The following is a 14,736-nucleotide window of genomic DNA, read 5'->3' on the forward strand; positions in this document are numbered from 1 at the left end:
TTGTTCAATTTTACAATCGGATTTACTAAGGCGCCAAGCCGGATTTTATAATAAAGTAATCGCTCAATACAACCGGATAATGCGAGTCGTGATTTGTTATTTCAATTCTGTAGTGAATGGAAGGTTTTATATTGACGTCAATATCCCATTCGTATTCTCCGTCGTTTTCAGTTTCGGCGGAAATAATCTCTTTGACAACCGTTTTTCTGAGCAGTCGAATATAAACCTTTTCGACGCTGCCCGGCATTTCCCACTTTATCTTTATTTTGTTACCCGTATAATAGAGATCGCCTTCCGACGGAGAGATGATTTTGGATTTTATGTATGCCGACGGATAAACCGGGGTTTCTTCCACCGGAAGTTCTTCCCTGCATGAACAGAGGATTATAAGTAAAGGTAATATCTGAAGAATCTTTCTCATCTCAATTCTTCAATTTCCGCCGTAAGTTATATTAATCCGGATAAAATTGAAATGAAAAAGTTAATCCCCCACAATAATTTCTTTCCCCAATTCCGCCGAGAAAAGTTTAACTCCCGGTTGGGACTCGAGCAAATGATATCCTATCCAATTCTGGGCGGATTCTTCTCCGTGGACAAGGATTACTGCTCCGGGTTTCAATCTCTTTGCGAAATTTATCAGACTGTCCCGGTTCGCATGCGCTGAGAAATAGTACCGCTTAATTTCGCATTCCACTTTAATTGCTCGATCCCCGGTTAATTTCAGCGCGTCATTCTTTTTGGCGTTTATAATTTTATATCCGGGAGTGGAGGGATCCATATATCCGACGCCGAAGACAGCAAAGTTTTTTTGCCTGAGCAAGAATTCCGCAAGCTGGAACGAAGTTGTGCCTTCGAGCATCATGCCGCTGGACGCCAGCAAATAGCCGGGATTTTTTTTGAAATGGTTATAATCGTTAATATCATTCAAATTCGATTGAGGAATTTCTTTGAGTTCCGTATCGGGATTTTTCCTTTTTACCGCGTAGCGGAAACGGTCATAAATGTTCGAAATTTCCCTGCCGATTCCACCGGTATAAATTTCCGCATCCGTTAGTTTGCCGCTTCTTACGGCTTCATAAATCAGCATTAGCATTTCCTGCATTTTCCCGAGCGCAAAAACGGGAATCAAAACCGATCCGCCTTGCGAGATAATTTTATTCAAGTCGTTTATAAAACGAACTCTTTCGGATTCCCAGCTCCCCGTTAATTTTGTGTCGGAATCGCCGTACGTCGATTCCATTATCAATAAATCCGCTTTCCCCAACGAATCAATGTCGGCGCCCGTTTGAATCGATTGACCGGACAAATTCACGTCCCCCGTATATAAAATTTTTTTGTCGTCCGCTTTAATCATTACCATTGCCGAACCGAGTATATGACCGGCGCCGTAGAAACATCCTTTTAATTCGCAGGAGGAATTCAATCCGTTCAGTTCAAATTCCTCATGATAATCGTAATCGCGAATGCTTCTTACGAGAAGGTCTATTTCTTCATGAGTGTAAAAAGAAATGCCATCTTCGCCGGCAGTTTCTTTCTTGAGAATATTGACCGCATTGTGAAGAGTAACCGACACCAATTCCTTTGTGTAAGGAGTCGTATAAATAATTACGTGCGGAAATTTCTTTATCAAAAACGGCAGCGCGCCTATATGATCCTGGTGGGCGTGAGAAATAATTACAAAATCAAGCGGGTAATTTTCCAACAAATCGAATAAAGGCAGCGAATCGAGTCCTTTCTTGCGCGGATGAATTCCGCAATCGAGGAGTATTCCCGTCCCTGCTATTTGAAGGTAATAAGAATTGGCGCCAATTTCTTTGCCGCCTCCTATCGGCAGGAACTTAATCATCAATAAAATTCATACTCGTAAACAGCAAGATATGCGGGACGCTCGTTGTTTGCATAACGAATTTCTTCGTGCTGCAACCCGTTTTTATAATACGAAAAAGTAACTCTGTATTGGCGCGAGCCGTCGGAAAGGTACAATTTGTCCTCAATCAGATTGTTATTTTCGTCATAATTCATTTGACGAACGGTTTGTCTGTTTTTGACCGTTATCAAATTACCCCGGTCGTCGTAGCTGTAAACCACTTCGTTAACCGAGCTGCCCGCTTTTTGTATTTCTTTAATCAAATATCCATCATCGTTATAGACATAATCAATCTCAGCGACCAGGTTGCCTTTGGCGTTATATCCCATTACCTTTGTCAGCAAGTTGCCTTCATAAAAATATTTTTTTTCGGTATTTAAATTTTCCCCTATGTATTCGCGTTCGTTAATTACATGCTTTAATGAATCGTATTGGAATAGAATATTCTGTTCGTTAACGCTCCTGCTGGTGAGAATTCTCCTGTTTATTTCGTTTCCGCTGCCGTCGTATTCGGATTCTTTGCGCATTGTAAGGTTTCCGAAATTGTCGTAAACTTCGGTAGAAATCAGTTTGTCTTTATTGTCGTATGCGAATTGATAAACCAGATCGGTTCCGCCGGTAGCCGTATATCTTATCAGCTTTGTTCTCTGTCCCTTTTCGTTGAAAAAGAGTTCTTCTATAAGAGTCAATTTGGAAGGTCGTTTGCCGTTTCGCAAGAAGAAGCCCGCTTTTTTCCGTCGCACTTTAACCTTTAGTTGAGCGGCTTTTTCAAGTTCTTTCGTCGGCTGATCTTTTATTTCCCTGCTCTCTTCCGGTTTTGCGTCATTTTTTTCGTTGACGGTTTTTATTTCCTCGGTTTTATTCTCCTGAGCATTGCCGCACTGAACAATCAAAGACATTGTAATCAGCGGCACAAGCACAAAAACTATCATCATTAAAGATTTCATAAATTTTTTCATATGTTCATCCTTTTAGCTTTTGAGAAAGTAAGGATAATTTTTCTTCATTCACGTGTTTTTGAACTGATTCGAATAATTCCCTTTCTTCCATTCTGATATGGTCGTCTAAGAGCGTTCCTATTTCGTGCATCGTTTTTTCGCAGTCATTTTCATTTTTCAGTTGTTCGAACAATTTTTCCAAGCGCTTATGGTCTTCGAGCATTTTTTGGAACAGCTTGTCGAGTTCGGGCGATATACCCGAACAGAACGGCAAAAGAACTTTTTCTTCTTTATCAAAGTGTTTAATCAATTCTTCCCGATAAAACCGCAAGGCATATTTTCTTTTTCCTTCCGGATCAGCGGGTAAATCACGGTAAGCCGGAGCGCCTTTTTTCAGTATCTGTGCAAGTATTAGTCCGTCATGGTGTTCTTTGGATAACACAACCAAACTATGATGTCTTTTCATTCAACCTCTCCCTGTACAATTGTCCTATTTCCGCGCCGGCAATAAATATACACGACGAATAAAAAATCCACAGCAATATAACCACAAATAAAACAAACGCGCCGTAAAAAGGATTAGTATTTAGAAAATGACGGATATAATAACCGAACAAACTTCTGGCAAGCTCCCACAACAAAGTAGTTGAAAGCGCGCTCACGAGCGCGACCCTTTTCGGTAATTGTTCATAGGGAATCAGATAATAGAGAAGGAAAAAAAGGAACAACATAACCATTAGAGATATTACCCAAACGGCGATATTCCATACCTTGGCTATTTCAACATACGATATTACAGTGGAGTTTTGCGCGTTTTCCACAATTATGTTTAATATCGGAAAAACTAGCGTCGAAAGAGAAATAAACACAACGACGAGAATTACCATTCCGATGTCGCGCAAGAATCCGATAAGAGCGTGCTTTTCGATTTTTGTATGAAAAATTTGATTCAGAATTGTTCTTAAACTGCTGAATATCCACGTAGACGTAACTATTAAACCGATCAAGCCAAGATACCCGGCGAGCGTTTTGTATTCTATTACCTGGGGAAGCCTTCTGTTAATAACTTCTTTGGCATAATCGGCATACTGCTTGTAAGGAAGCAGCAATTGGATAATCTGATTAATTATCCTTTCGAGTCGAGCTGTGTTGAATACATTGCCGAGCAGAGAAAAAATCAGCAGAATAAGCGGAATCATGCTCAGCAATAAAGAATAAGCAATACCCGCTCCCGAAAGGAACAGATTGTGTTCTTCAATTCTGTGGTATAATCCCGACAGATAATATTTCAATACTTTCAGAACGTTATAGACTCTATTAAAAAGTTTATTCATTATTTCCGGTCAAACAATGTTCATTTTTTCTGAAATGGAAGAATAATAGAGCTTAATCAAATGCTCCAGCGTGAATTGGTACTGATCGTTAACCGAAAAGATTTTATCCGTCGTTTCGCCCAGGAAAGTATAAGGAGTAAAACTCTTGGAAGCAATTTGCTCGAATGCTTCTTTATTATCCGGACTCACGGAAACAATCACTCTCGACTGGCTTTCGGAGAAAAACGAGAAATCCTCCCTGGATTTAACGGGAATATGAACTTTTGCGCCGACCGGTTTTTCCTTGTTAATAATGCAACATTCGGCGAGCGCTACCATTATGCCGCCTTCTGAAATATCGTGGGCAGATTTAATTATTTTCTTTTCGATCAATTCGAGTATAAGATTATGAAGGTCTTTTTCGGTCTGGAGGTCGATTCTCGGAATTTGACCTTTGACCATGTTATGCGCTATTTTCAGGTATTCGCTTCCGCCTATTTCTTCATAATCTTCGCCGAGCAAGTAAATCAAATCGCCGGTATCCTTGAATTCCGCCGTTGTAACATTGTCAATATTTTCGATAATTCCCACCATTCCGATAACCGGAGTCGGATAGACAGCTCTATCCGGGCTTTCATTGTAGAAACTTACGTTCCCTCCTGTAACCGGAGTATTAAAGAATCGGCAGGCTTCTCCCATTCCTTCGATAGCTTTTTTGAATGTCCAGTACATTTCCGGTTTATAAGGATTTCCGAAATTCAGACAATTCGTAATAGCCAGAGGTATCGCTCCGGAACAGACAACATTCCTGGCAGCTTCGGCAACGGCTATTTTCGTTCCTTCTTTGGGATTCAAATAGACATATCTTCCGTTGCAATCGGTAGTGGCTGCGATTGCTTTTTGAGTGTCTTTAATTCTGATAACCGCGGCATCGGAACCCGGTCCTACTACGGTATTGGTTCTAACCATAGAATCGTATTGTTCATAGACCCAGTTTTTCGAAGCAATATTCGGCGACGAAAAAATCTTTTCGAACGTCTCAGAAATGCATTCGGGTTCGGGTATCTCGTTAAAATCGAGTTTTGTAATTTCTTTCAGATATTCGGGTTCTTTAACATCGCGGTAATATACCGGAGCTCCTCCGCCCAACACTAAATCGTACGGAGGAATAGATGCCTTCAATTCATTGTGATGTTTAATTTTTAGCAGCGGTTCATCGGTTACGTATCCGATAATTTCACAGTTCAAATCCCATTTGTCGAAAATTTCTTTGACGCGTTCTTCTTTTCCTTTTTTCACAACCACCAGCATGCGTTCCTGGCTTTCCGAAAGCATAATTTCGTAAGCCGTCATATTTTCTTCGCGCAAAGGAACCATGTCGAGATTAATATCCATCCCCGATTTGCCCTTGGCACTCATTTCGGAAGTAGAGCATGAAATTCCCGCCGCGCCCATATCCTGAATGCCTACGATCAGGTCTTCCTTAATAATTTCGAGCGTCGCTTCGAGCAGAAGTTTCTCGGTAAACGGGTCGCCCACTTGCACCGAAGGTCTTTTCGATTCGGATTTTTCGGAAATTTCTTCGGAAGCAAAAGTAGCGCCGTGAATGCCGTCTCTTCCGGTTGAAGAGCCGACAATCATTACCGGATTGCCTTCTCCTTTTGCTACTGCCGATGCGGTACGGTTAGTATTAACGATTCCGATTGCCATGGCATTCACAAGCGGATTGTATTTATACGACTCGTCGAAATAAACTTCGCCTCCAACTGTCGGAACGCCGAAACAGTTTCCGTAATCGGCGATTCCTTTTACCACTCCTTCAAAAAGATAGCGGGTTCTCGGATCGTCGAGAGAGCCGAAACGGAGGGAATTCAAACAGGCTATAGGACGCGCGCCCATAGTAAAGATATCTCTCAATATTCCGCCTACGCCGGTAGCGGCGCCCTGATACGGTTCGACGGCTGAGGGATGATTATGACTTTCGATCTTAAAAGCAACAGCCATTCCGTCGCCGATGTCTACCAAGCCGGCGTTTTCTTCGCCCGCTCCGACAAGCAATCTGCCGCCCGAACGCGGCAGCGTTTTTAATAGGGCAATCGAATTTTTATAACTGCAATGCTCGCTCCACATTACGCTAAAAATTCCGAGTTCGGTAAATGTGGGAATCCTGCCGAGTCGTTCGCAAATTGTTTTATATTCTTCTTCGGTTAATCCGTGCTCGAGGGCCAATTCTAAATTTACTTCCGGTTCTCTCATATTCATTCTCTTTGGAAATTTTAATTACGAATATAACAACATTTCAGCTTTTTCACTCCCTTGATTTTTCGGAAAGAAATTTTAATGATTTGACGCCCGCCGAGATATGTAAAACTGCAAATTCGAATTAACGCTCTTTTTCGCATTGAGGTCCTCAATTTCGACCTCAAGAATATATTTCCCGGATTCCAAATCTTTTATATCCAGCCGGATAAAAAGCGGAATGTCACCGTTATCCGTTTTGTATTCGTTTGTTAACGTTATCGACCTGCTTACGGAAAAAAGATTTTTTAAGATGGAAAAGATTCCGGTTCCTTCTTCGTTCCGCGTTATTTTTATTTTTTGTCTGAATTCCACAGCTCCGTTTCTTTTTTTCGCAAGATTATAAATTTCGTAATACAAGAAAATTTTATTCCCGACCGTATCGACCGTATGAGGATTTATTGAGTATTGCCTTCGATTCAGAATACCTTCGTCGTTAAAATAAACGGAATCGGCAAGCACAAGCGAACTGAGGGACAATGACTTATTGAAATCCGGCACATTCAATTTTCCTCTTTTTACGCAAGTATGTCCGGTATTATTTTCAATCATCTCGAAGGAATAATATCCGCTATCAGGCTTTAAATCAGCAATAAATTCGTTTACTTCCCCGCCCGCGCTGTAATTTCTATTCTTCACAATTTTTTCTAGTTTGTTGTGATATTCATCGAAAAAGAAAAAGCCGGTTTTCATATTCAAACTGTCCCTATTCGATTTCAAACTGTCGGGCATCTTAAAAACAAAATGCATTTCGGTTTTCGAAGGATCCGAAAAAGATTTAAAATAATACTCTTTGTGAGACATCGTAAATTCATTGCCCTCATAAAGAGGCGCGTAGCGGGAATAATACGATTTTCTCAGATATTGAATAAACTCGTGAGAATTAAACGCGTATTGAGAAACAACTTTTTCTTTATCCGCTGGCGGCGCGCTGAAGATAAAATTATCGCTTAACGCCATGTCCGTAAATCCGAAACTGAATTGACCGTAATCCCAGACGTCGGTCTTCATTTCGTAGCCCGCTTCTCCCATCGATGGTCTTATTCTCATTATATTCAACGGCTCCCCGTAGCGCAAAATCACTTCTCCCCGGTCGGTCTGCCATCCTTTCTTTTCATCGTTATCAAAAAAAAGATTTGCAAAAGTTATTCTGGAATAATGTTCGAGGAGTCTTTCGTTGTAATCGGTCAAATATAACGGGTCGTTTACGTCCCAATAAAATTTTATAAAGCGCTTTTTCTTGTATTCGTTTTCTCCCATAATCTCATCATAAACGGGCTGTAACATTTTTACAACCGATTCGTAATCGTATTCTTTTCTTTCTTCGGGAGTCATGTACCGGAAGCCGCGTATATAAAACCTGCCGCTTTCTTTAAATTTGCGCAGTTTATAGTAACATAAGCCGAGAGAGAGATTTATTTTTGCGTCTTGCTTCTTAAACCGGTAAATGCGTTCTAAGAAACTGACGGCTTTTTCGTATTCGCCCGCTTTCATATATAACAGGGCAAGTTTATAGTTGGCTTCATAATTGATGGAATCAATCGACAAAACCGCGAGATAATACTTCTCCGCTTCCTTAAAATCTTCGTTGGCATATTCCTGCAAACTTGCATAAAACTCATCGCTCAATTTCCGGTAAGAATTATTGTAATTGGTAAAGTCCTCGTCTTTTAATTCCGCGAGTTTCAAATACGCTTCGATAGAATTCGGATCGAGTTTAAGAATTTCTTTGTATTCTCCGTAAGCCGAAACTCGCGCAAAGTCTTTTAATATCGATGCGTATGCAAGTCTGTATTTTAAATTGCCCGGTTCCAGCAGCGCAGCTTTTTTGAGCAACCGGTAAGCTCTGTTTCTTTCCGAATAATCTTTTTTAGTCGATTTCAAATTTCCCAACAAGAAGTACAGTTCGGGTTCTTCGAATCTTTCGGTCGATTTTTCCAGTAATTTTTCAGCCGATAAAGTATCGCCCGTATCAAGATAATGCCTCGATAGATTAATGTAATACGTAACGCTGTCCGGCTGCCGGGACAGAGCAAATGTCGCGCTGAGCAAAAGAATCGCTGCTATTTTTAATATGAATTTTTCCGATGCAACCATTTTTCGACAAGCCACGTCTAAAAGACCGAGCAAAAGAACCGTCGCCAAAATTTTGAGCACGGAGAATTCTTTATTCTGTTTAATAATATCTTACGACGATCCGAAAAACATCCAGCGATATACGGGGAAGCTTGACGACGCAAGCGGGGATGTCGTATCGATAATGCTCGACACATTCGGCGACAGAAAGACCGCGTATAAATTTGCAGTTTCAGCCTCCAACGTAAGAGCCGACTGCCGGCTGCTCGACGACGCGCGTAATCGGGATTACAATTGGGACGGTATCTGGTTCTCGGCGGCAAAAATCTATAACTGGGGCTTTGTCGTCGAAATTGAAATTCCGTATAAATCGCTTCAATACGACGAAAATCTTCAATTCTGGGGATTGGATTTCGACCGCTGGATACCTACGCTGAAAGAAGATTTATACTGGTGCGTTTACGAACAAAACGAAGGACAGCGCATTTCAAAATTCGGCAAGCTTGTCTTCGATCAATTCAAACCATCGGTAAAAGGATTGAATCTTGAAATTTATCCCACTACTTACGGTAAATACAGCAGTCTCGACAATAAACTCAAGCCCAATTTCGGTCTCGATATTTTTTATAACCCGTCTCCGCAATTGACATTCCAGGCGACCGCTAATCCGGATTTTGCACAAATCGAAGCCGACCCGTACAATTTCAACATTACCAGATACGAAACCTACTTTTCCGAAAAGAGGCCGTTTTTTATTCAGGGCAATGAAATTTTTATGCCCGCGGGCAAACAACGCAATTGGGGATTCTACAGACCGATGGAACTATTCTATTCGAGAAGAATCGGGAAATTGCTGCCGGGCGGCAAAGAAACGCCGATTAATTTCGGCGCAAAAGCATTCGGAAGAATCGGCATGTGGCAATACGGCGGCTTTATTGCAAGAACTCCGGAAGTCGAATATACCGAAGACGATTCTGCTAAAATCGAACCTGCAGCACTCTTCGTTTCCGGCAGGCTGAAACGTCAGATTATGGAGAATTCCGAAATCGGAGTATTATTCGTAGGCAAACAAACAGCCGGCGGCTCCGACGGCGTTCTCGATATCGACGGAGCTTTCAGAAATTCCAACTGGCAACTTGCATATCAGCTTGCTCGGTCGATTCAAAATTCTAAAGGAGATTATGCGGCTTCGATGGGATATACGAACATGACCAACGACTGGATTATTATGTTTCGATCCCGTTACGTAGGCAGCGAATTCAATATCGACCAGGTAGGTTACGTTCCCTGGCGCGGAACTTTCGAAGCGGTAGGACTTGCCGGACCGGTCTGGTTCATGGACAAAGGCGCCGTATCTCAAATATTGATTTATACCGGACCGGCAGTCAATTACGAAAAAGTGGACGCTTACGCCGACAGGGCTTGGATTTTCGGATTTAACATGCAGTTCAGAAGCCACTGGGGATACGAAATTAACACCGATTACGGAAAAGCAAAAGACGACACGGTTAAATACGATTATTACTCAGTCAGTTTCAGCTCGTGGATCAATCCCGATCCTTCCTGGTGGGGAAACGTTTGGGGAGGATATTCGAAGACCTACAATTTTTCGAGAGAATATCTTGCATTCTACAGCTGGGCAGGCGCGAGCTTCGGCTGGAACATAACCAATTTCATCAGCATCGGCGCTTCGGGTAACCTCTGGATTGAAGGCAATCCCGACAACAATATTGAAGAAATAACATTCAATACACGACCGTGGATTTCCGTGACCCCTTTGAACGACTTGAATTTCTACATCTATATCGACAATCTTTTCCTCAGGTCTTCGGATCAAATGGAAAGAATATTCGTAGGCGCTCTCTTCTCGTATCAATTTCTTCCGAAGAGCTGGATTTATCTGGCAATAAACGATTTACGCGAACGGAACGATATGCGCGCCATGGCTTCAATCGAAACCGTCAGCGTATTTAAAATAAAATACTTATACTATTTCTGATTTTTACTATTCACACGAAATAAAATCGACGAACTAAAAAGTCGTCCAGTAATACAGGTAAATATAGACCAGCGGAGCGCTGAATATCAGCGAATCGAAACGATCGAATATTCCGCCGTGTCCCGGTATGATCGAAGAGGAATCCTTCACTCCGGAATCTCTCTTCAACATACTTTCTACAAAATCGCCCGCCTGCCCAAACACTCCTATAATCAATCCAATAACAATCCCGTCTTTAAGCGAAAGCACATCGAGCAATAAAAGTTTAAAAACAATCATTGTCGCCACGGCAAAAACCAAACCTGCGATAGAGCCTTCCCAGCTTTTGTTTGGACTGATTCTCGGAAAAATTTTATGCTTGCCCAATGCCGTTCCTATAAAATAGGCGGCGGAATCGCATACCCAAATAGAAGCCAAAATTCCAATTATCAAATAACCGCCGTTATCGTAAAGAAAGAACGAATCGCTGTAAAATTCCCGTATTGCCACGAGCGCGGAAGAAAACAACCCGACATAAAAAACGCCCGTCAAAGTAGAGCCAATGTTTGCAACAGCCGATTCTTTATTGCGAAACATTTCCCACAGCAGCGTAACGGCAACGATCGAAAAAGCCAGAATTTCAAATTCTACAAAATAAAAGTAGGCGTTAAATATCAACGCGGCTATCGCTATTACTCCGGCAATAACATTCGGATAAAATTTCCTTTTTTTCAACATACCGGCAAATTCGACAAAGGAGACAATTCCTACGAACAAAGCAAAGAAGAGAAACGGTCCTTTGCCGGCTACTGCAAGAAACAGAATTATGGGAATTCCGAAAAGAGCAACTATTACACGTTTTGTAAGATTACTCTTCATCGCCTTCTTCCTCCGTATTTTGCGCGCGGCTATTGATATCGCGTATTATTTCCAGAGCAGATTCGGCGTCATCCCTTTTCACCAGAATTTTAATGACAGCCAGATCGCCCACCGTGGGATAGTTTCTGTCTTTTTGAGATAAAATGAGAGTTTCGATATCCGCGCTTTCCAGATTCGCTTTATACATTTCCGCTTCGATATTGTCGGAACATGTATAAACAACCACCCAATCTTCGGGGTGCAGCAAATGTCCCTCGAATTCTTCTCTTGTTACCAATGGCGTTCCGCAATCGGGACATTCTTTAATTCCTTCCACATATTCGTACTCGCATTTCGGACAAATCATATTTCACCTTTCGTTTGTTCTTCTTTTAATTTATACGTTCTGTTTACATAAAAAATAAAAGCGGCAAAGAGAATTATTAAGACCGTCAAACTAATAAAATATATTAAAATATCTTTTTCCGGAACAACATTCGAGCTTATCAATTCCTGTTCGCCAAAAATTAAATAGGCTGTGACAGCGAAAAAATTATTAAGGAAATGCAGCGACATCGGCACAAAAATCGACTCGCTTTTATATGCGGCATATCCGAAATACGTCCCGAGCGCAATCAACGGAATCAAACCATACGGATTGAAATGATAGATTCCGAAGAAAAAGCCGGTGATAAGCGCGCTGAGAAACGGCGAATATTTGAGCTGGAAACTCGAAAGAACATATCCCCTGAAGAAAACTTCTTCGCATATTGCCGGAACGACAGCTATAATAAATACAATCAGCGAAGCCTCGAATATCGAATTCGATACGAGCAAACTTCCGTATGCGCTTTCGAGCAGATTGTCGAGCTGGTCTACAATCTGTTTTATCGATTTAATCGCACCGTAGTTTTCCGCCGCTTTGGTGATTAAATAGTTCTGAATATAGAGATAATTTTGCAGCAACGGAGTAATTATTATCATCCCGATCACAAAAAGAAATATCTCTTTTTTTGCGGGCAGCTTGAATTTGAGAATCGAAGTTACGTCGGTATAAATAAATTTAGCCAGCAAAAGCGAAGGCAAAAGAATCAAAAGAATTTGTCCGCCCGCGGTCAATAATCTTACAGCGTTGACGTCGGCTTTGTCAACTTCGAATCCGAATATCAAGAGCGTCAGAAGCGCCCCCCCGAATTGATATAAAACAAAGACCAGCGCTAGTCCCAGAAATGCCGCGCCCGCAGGCGTAATGCTTATTTTAATCTTCTGTTTTTTATCTTCGCCGTCATTTAACCCGGGAAGAGAATTTCTTTCTTCGTCCATAATTTTTGCTATTTTTGTTATAAACTTATGACAATATAATAAATTAGAATACGAAAAATAATGACCTTCAAAACCAAATATTTTGCAATTGTTTTCGTTCTGACAATCTTATGGGGCGGAACGATAAAAACCTTTGCGCAGGAAATCGACATCAAAGACGCTCTTATCGATATTGAAAAAGGGGAAATCGATAAAGCGGCTGAATTTCTGAAACAAAATTATTCCGATTCGGATCCGTCGATTTTATTTCTCGACGCGGTATTAACCAAAGACGGAAAGAGCGCGCTGAATAAATACGTTTATATTATCGAAAAATTTCCGGCGAGCCGTTACGCAGATGCGGCATTGTACAGAATCTTTACATATTACTATTCTTTGGGAGCTTACAACAAAGCGGAGCGTTATCTCGATTTGCTCAAGTCAAAATACCCTGCGTCCCCCTATTTGAGATTTACAAACAGAAACCTGCCCGACTCCACAGACGAAGAAGGCGAAATAATCGAGTACAGGTATGCAGTGCAAGCCGGCGCATTCTTAAAAAGGGATAACGCCGAACGTCTTGCAGATCAGCTGCAAGCAGAAGGATTCGAATGCGAAATAATAAACAGGGAAATCGGAGGCAGTATATTCAATATAGTTCTTGCGGGTAAATTCGAGAATGAAAAGGACAGCCGACCGCTTCTCGAACTGCTCGAAAATAAATTCAGTATTAAAGGAAGATTAATCGACCTCGACCGGAACAGGTGAAGCGCCGAACAAAGTGGCTGAAGTTGCCCGCGTGATTTCGATTTTCACATAATCGCCAACTTTTATATCGTCCCGCTTCGGAAATACCGCAACTTTATTCGTATCCGTTCTGCCGGACAAAAATTCATCCGATTTTTTACTAACTCCTTCAACCAGCACAACTTCTTCTTTGCCTATCAAAGACTGGTTTATTTCATACGAAATCTGCTGTTGAAGATCGATTATTTCGTTCAATCTTCTGATTTTAATTTCTTCGGGGACGTCGTCTTTCATGCTGTAAGCTTTAGTTCCTTCACGCGGAGAATACTTGAACATGTAGGCGCCGTCGTATTTTACTTCTTTCATAACTTCGAGAGTCATGCGGTGGTCTTCTTCGGTTTCTGTCGGAAAACCGGCAATAATATCGGTAGAAAAACTGACTCCTGGAATAATATTGCGCGCTCTTTCAATAAGGTTAAGATAATGCTCTATGGTATAAGTTCTGTTCATCAATTCCAGAATTCTATTAGAGCCCGATTGAACGGGAAGGTGAATATAATTGCAGATATTGTCGTGTTCGGCGATTGTATAGAGAAGTTTATCCGACAAATCCTGCGGGTGAGAAGTGGTAAAACGGATTCTCATATCCGGAGCGGCGTTAGCGCATGCGCCGAGCAAATCCGCAAAATCCCTTCCCTCGTCGTTATAAGAATTGACATTCTGTCCCAGCAGTGTCACTTCCTTGAAATTTCTTTCCGACAACGATTTAATTTCGTTGACTATCGAATCGAGCGAACGGCTTCGTTCCCTTCCCCTTGTAAACGGCACTACGCAAAAAGTGCAGAATTTATCGCAGCCTCTCATAACCGATATCCAGGCGCTTATGCCGTCTTCCCTGTATGGAATAATATCGTCGTAAGTCTCGGTTCGCGACAGTTTAACGCCGATTCCTTTTTCGCCCCCGAACGCATGATCGATATATTCGGGCAAGCGTCTGTATTCATCCGGACCTACCACAACGTCCACAATCTTTTTTTCTTCGATAAGTCTTTTCCTGAGGCGTTCAGCCATGCAGCCCAAAATTCCGATGACTGCCTGAGGATTTTCCCGTTTGATTCGTTTCAAATGGTCGAGCCGGTGAAATATCTTCTGCTCGGCATTGTCTCTTACGCTGCATGTATTCAAAAGTATTACGTTTGCGTCGTCGATATTACGCGTAACTTCAAAGCCTTTGTTCTTTAAGATTCCCATTACCAATTCGGAATCGGCAAAATTCATCTGGCATCCGTACGTTTCGATATATACGCTGTTTTTATTCATACTTTCCTGTAAATTTGAATTCGAGCTACAAAATTAAAC

13 protein-coding genes are annotated in these 14,736 nt (G+C 41.6%); 2 read left to right on the forward strand and 11 right to left on the reverse strand.

The features are described from left to right. Nucleotides 1–25 precede the first annotated feature (25 nt). The 7 genes from ACSSWA_RS07835 to ACSSWA_RS07865 form a co-directional block, all read right to left on the reverse strand. A complete protein-coding gene (locus ACSSWA_RS07835) occupies nucleotides 26–421 on the reverse strand; it encodes a Ser-Thr-rich GPI-anchored membrane family protein (RefSeq protein ID WP_437356009.1) in 396 nt (131 codons plus the stop codon). 60 nt (nucleotides 422–481) lie between these two features. Continuing rightward, nucleotides 482–1,846, reverse strand: a complete 1,365-nt coding sequence (locus ACSSWA_RS07840; protein ID WP_437356010.1) for an MBL fold metallo-hydrolase — start codon at nucleotides 1,844–1,846, stop codon at nucleotides 482–484. After that, nucleotides 1,846–2,826: an RHS repeat domain-containing protein gene (locus ACSSWA_RS07845; protein ID WP_437356011.1), complete on the reverse strand. Its 981-nt coding sequence runs from the start codon at nucleotides 2,824–2,826 to the stop codon at nucleotides 1,846–1,848. The genes ACSSWA_RS07840 and ACSSWA_RS07845 overlap by 1 nt, the downstream gene beginning before the upstream one ends. Nucleotides 2,827–2,830: 4 nt before the next feature. Beyond that, nucleotides 2,831–3,271 carry a hemerythrin domain-containing protein gene (locus ACSSWA_RS07850; RefSeq protein WP_437356012.1) on the reverse strand — a complete coding sequence of 147 codons (441 nt, stop codon included), beginning with the start codon at nucleotides 3,269–3,271 and terminating at the stop codon, nucleotides 2,831–2,833. Further along, nucleotides 3,255–4,139 (reverse strand): YihY/virulence factor BrkB family protein, encoded by an 885-nt coding sequence (locus ACSSWA_RS07855; RefSeq protein ID WP_437356013.1) that lies wholly within the window; start codon nucleotides 4,137–4,139, stop codon nucleotides 3,255–3,257. Before ACSSWA_RS07855 ends, ACSSWA_RS07850 begins: the two co-directional genes overlap by 17 nt. A 9-nt stretch (nucleotides 4,140–4,148) precedes the next feature. Continuing rightward, on the reverse strand, nucleotides 4,149–6,374 hold the full coding sequence (purL, locus tag ACSSWA_RS07860) for a phosphoribosylformylglycinamidine synthase subunit PurL (protein ID WP_437356014.1): 2,226 nt from the start codon (nucleotides 6,372–6,374) through the stop codon (nucleotides 4,149–4,151). Between the two features lie 81 nt (nucleotides 6,375–6,455). Beyond that, nucleotides 6,456–8,573, reverse strand: a complete 2,118-nt coding sequence (locus tag ACSSWA_RS07865) for a GWxTD domain-containing protein (RefSeq protein ID WP_437356015.1) — start codon at nucleotides 8,571–8,573, stop codon at nucleotides 6,456–6,458. On the opposite strand from ACSSWA_RS07865, the gene ACSSWA_RS07870 reads away from it, so the two are divergent. Continuing rightward, nucleotides 8,566–10,491, forward strand: a complete 1,926-nt coding sequence (locus ACSSWA_RS07870) for a DUF5916 domain-containing protein (RefSeq protein WP_437356016.1) — start codon at nucleotides 8,566–8,568, stop codon at nucleotides 10,489–10,491. The genes ACSSWA_RS07865 and ACSSWA_RS07870 overlap by 8 nt on opposite strands. A gap of 33 nt (nucleotides 10,492–10,524) precedes the next feature. On the opposite strand, the gene ACSSWA_RS07875 is transcribed toward ACSSWA_RS07870, so the two are convergent. From ACSSWA_RS07875 to ACSSWA_RS07885, 3 genes are read right to left on the reverse strand one after another with little or no spacing between them, the layout of a single operon-like run. Next, entirely contained in the window at nucleotides 10,525–11,349 is an 825-nt protein-coding gene (locus ACSSWA_RS07875; RefSeq protein WP_437356017.1) for a phosphatidate cytidylyltransferase, read from the reverse strand. After that, the gene (locus ACSSWA_RS07880) at nucleotides 11,339–11,695 is read right to left on the reverse strand and encodes a putative signal transducing protein (RefSeq protein ID WP_437356018.1); all 357 of its coding nucleotides are present in this window, start codon (nucleotides 11,693–11,695) and stop codon (nucleotides 11,339–11,341) included. Before ACSSWA_RS07880 ends, ACSSWA_RS07875 begins: the two co-directional genes overlap by 11 nt. Further along, nucleotides 11,692–12,651, reverse strand: coding sequence for a CPBP family glutamic-type intramembrane protease (locus tag ACSSWA_RS07885; RefSeq protein ID WP_437356019.1), 960 nt, complete (start codon nucleotides 12,649–12,651; stop codon nucleotides 11,692–11,694). The genes ACSSWA_RS07880 and ACSSWA_RS07885 overlap by 4 nt, the downstream gene beginning before the upstream one ends. A gap of 60 nt (nucleotides 12,652–12,711) precedes the next feature. Here ACSSWA_RS07885 and ACSSWA_RS07890 point away from each other — a divergent pair, with 60 nt between their 5' ends. Beyond that, nucleotides 12,712–13,398, forward strand: a complete 687-nt coding sequence (locus ACSSWA_RS07890) for an SPOR domain-containing protein (RefSeq protein ID WP_437356020.1) — start codon at nucleotides 12,712–12,714, stop codon at nucleotides 13,396–13,398. Here ACSSWA_RS07890 and miaB read toward each other — a convergent pair. After that, entirely contained in the window at nucleotides 13,372–14,697 is a 1,326-nt protein-coding gene (miaB, locus tag ACSSWA_RS07895) for a tRNA (N6-isopentenyl adenosine(37)-C2)-methylthiotransferase MiaB (RefSeq protein WP_437356021.1), read from the reverse strand. The genes ACSSWA_RS07890 and miaB overlap by 27 nt on opposite strands. Nucleotides 14,698–14,736: the final 39 nt, after the last annotated feature.

The organism is Melioribacter sp. Ez-97, from assembly GCF_051488665.1.
In the GTDB taxonomy this organism is placed as follows: Bacteria; Bacteroidota; Ignavibacteria; order Ignavibacteriales; family Melioribacteraceae; genus Melioribacter.

Bases quoted from the DNA above. Each gene is read 5' to 3' on its own strand.
- ACSSWA_RS07855 (WP_437356013.1), bottom strand. From the start codon at position 4,139: ATGAATAAACTTTTTAATAGAGTCTATAACGTTCTGAAAGTATTGAAA.
- ACSSWA_RS07835 (WP_437356009.1), bottom strand. From the start codon at position 421: ATGAGAAAGATTCTTCAGATATTACCTTTACTTATAATCCTCTGTTCA.
- ACSSWA_RS07880 (WP_437356018.1), bottom strand. From the start codon at position 11,695: ATGATTTGTCCGAAATGCGAGTACGAATATGTGGAAGGAATTAAAGAA.
- ACSSWA_RS07850 (WP_437356012.1), bottom strand. From the start codon at position 3,271: ATGAAAAGACATCATAGTTTGGTTGTGTTATCCAAAGAACACCATGAC.
- ACSSWA_RS07845 (WP_437356011.1), bottom strand. From the start codon at position 2,826: ATGAAAAAATTTATGAAATCTTTAATGATGATAGTTTTTGTGCTTGTG.
- ACSSWA_RS07890 (WP_437356020.1), top strand. From the start codon at position 12,712: ATGACCTTCAAAACCAAATATTTTGCAATTGTTTTCGTTCTGACAATC.
- purL (WP_437356014.1), bottom strand. From the start codon at position 6,374: ATGAGAGAACCGGAAGTAAATTTAGAATTGGCCCTCGAGCACGGATTA.
- ACSSWA_RS07840 (WP_437356010.1), bottom strand. From the start codon at position 1,846: ATGATTAAGTTCCTGCCGATAGGAGGCGGCAAAGAAATTGGCGCCAAT.
- ACSSWA_RS07875 (WP_437356017.1), bottom strand. From the start codon at position 11,349: ATGAAGAGTAATCTTACAAAACGTGTAATAGTTGCTCTTTTCGGAATT.
- miaB (WP_437356021.1), bottom strand. From the start codon at position 14,697: ATGAATAAAAACAGCGTATATATCGAAACGTACGGATGCCAGATGAAT.
- ACSSWA_RS07885 (WP_437356019.1), bottom strand. From the start codon at position 12,651: ATGGACGAAGAAAGAAATTCTCTTCCCGGGTTAAATGACGGCGAAGAT.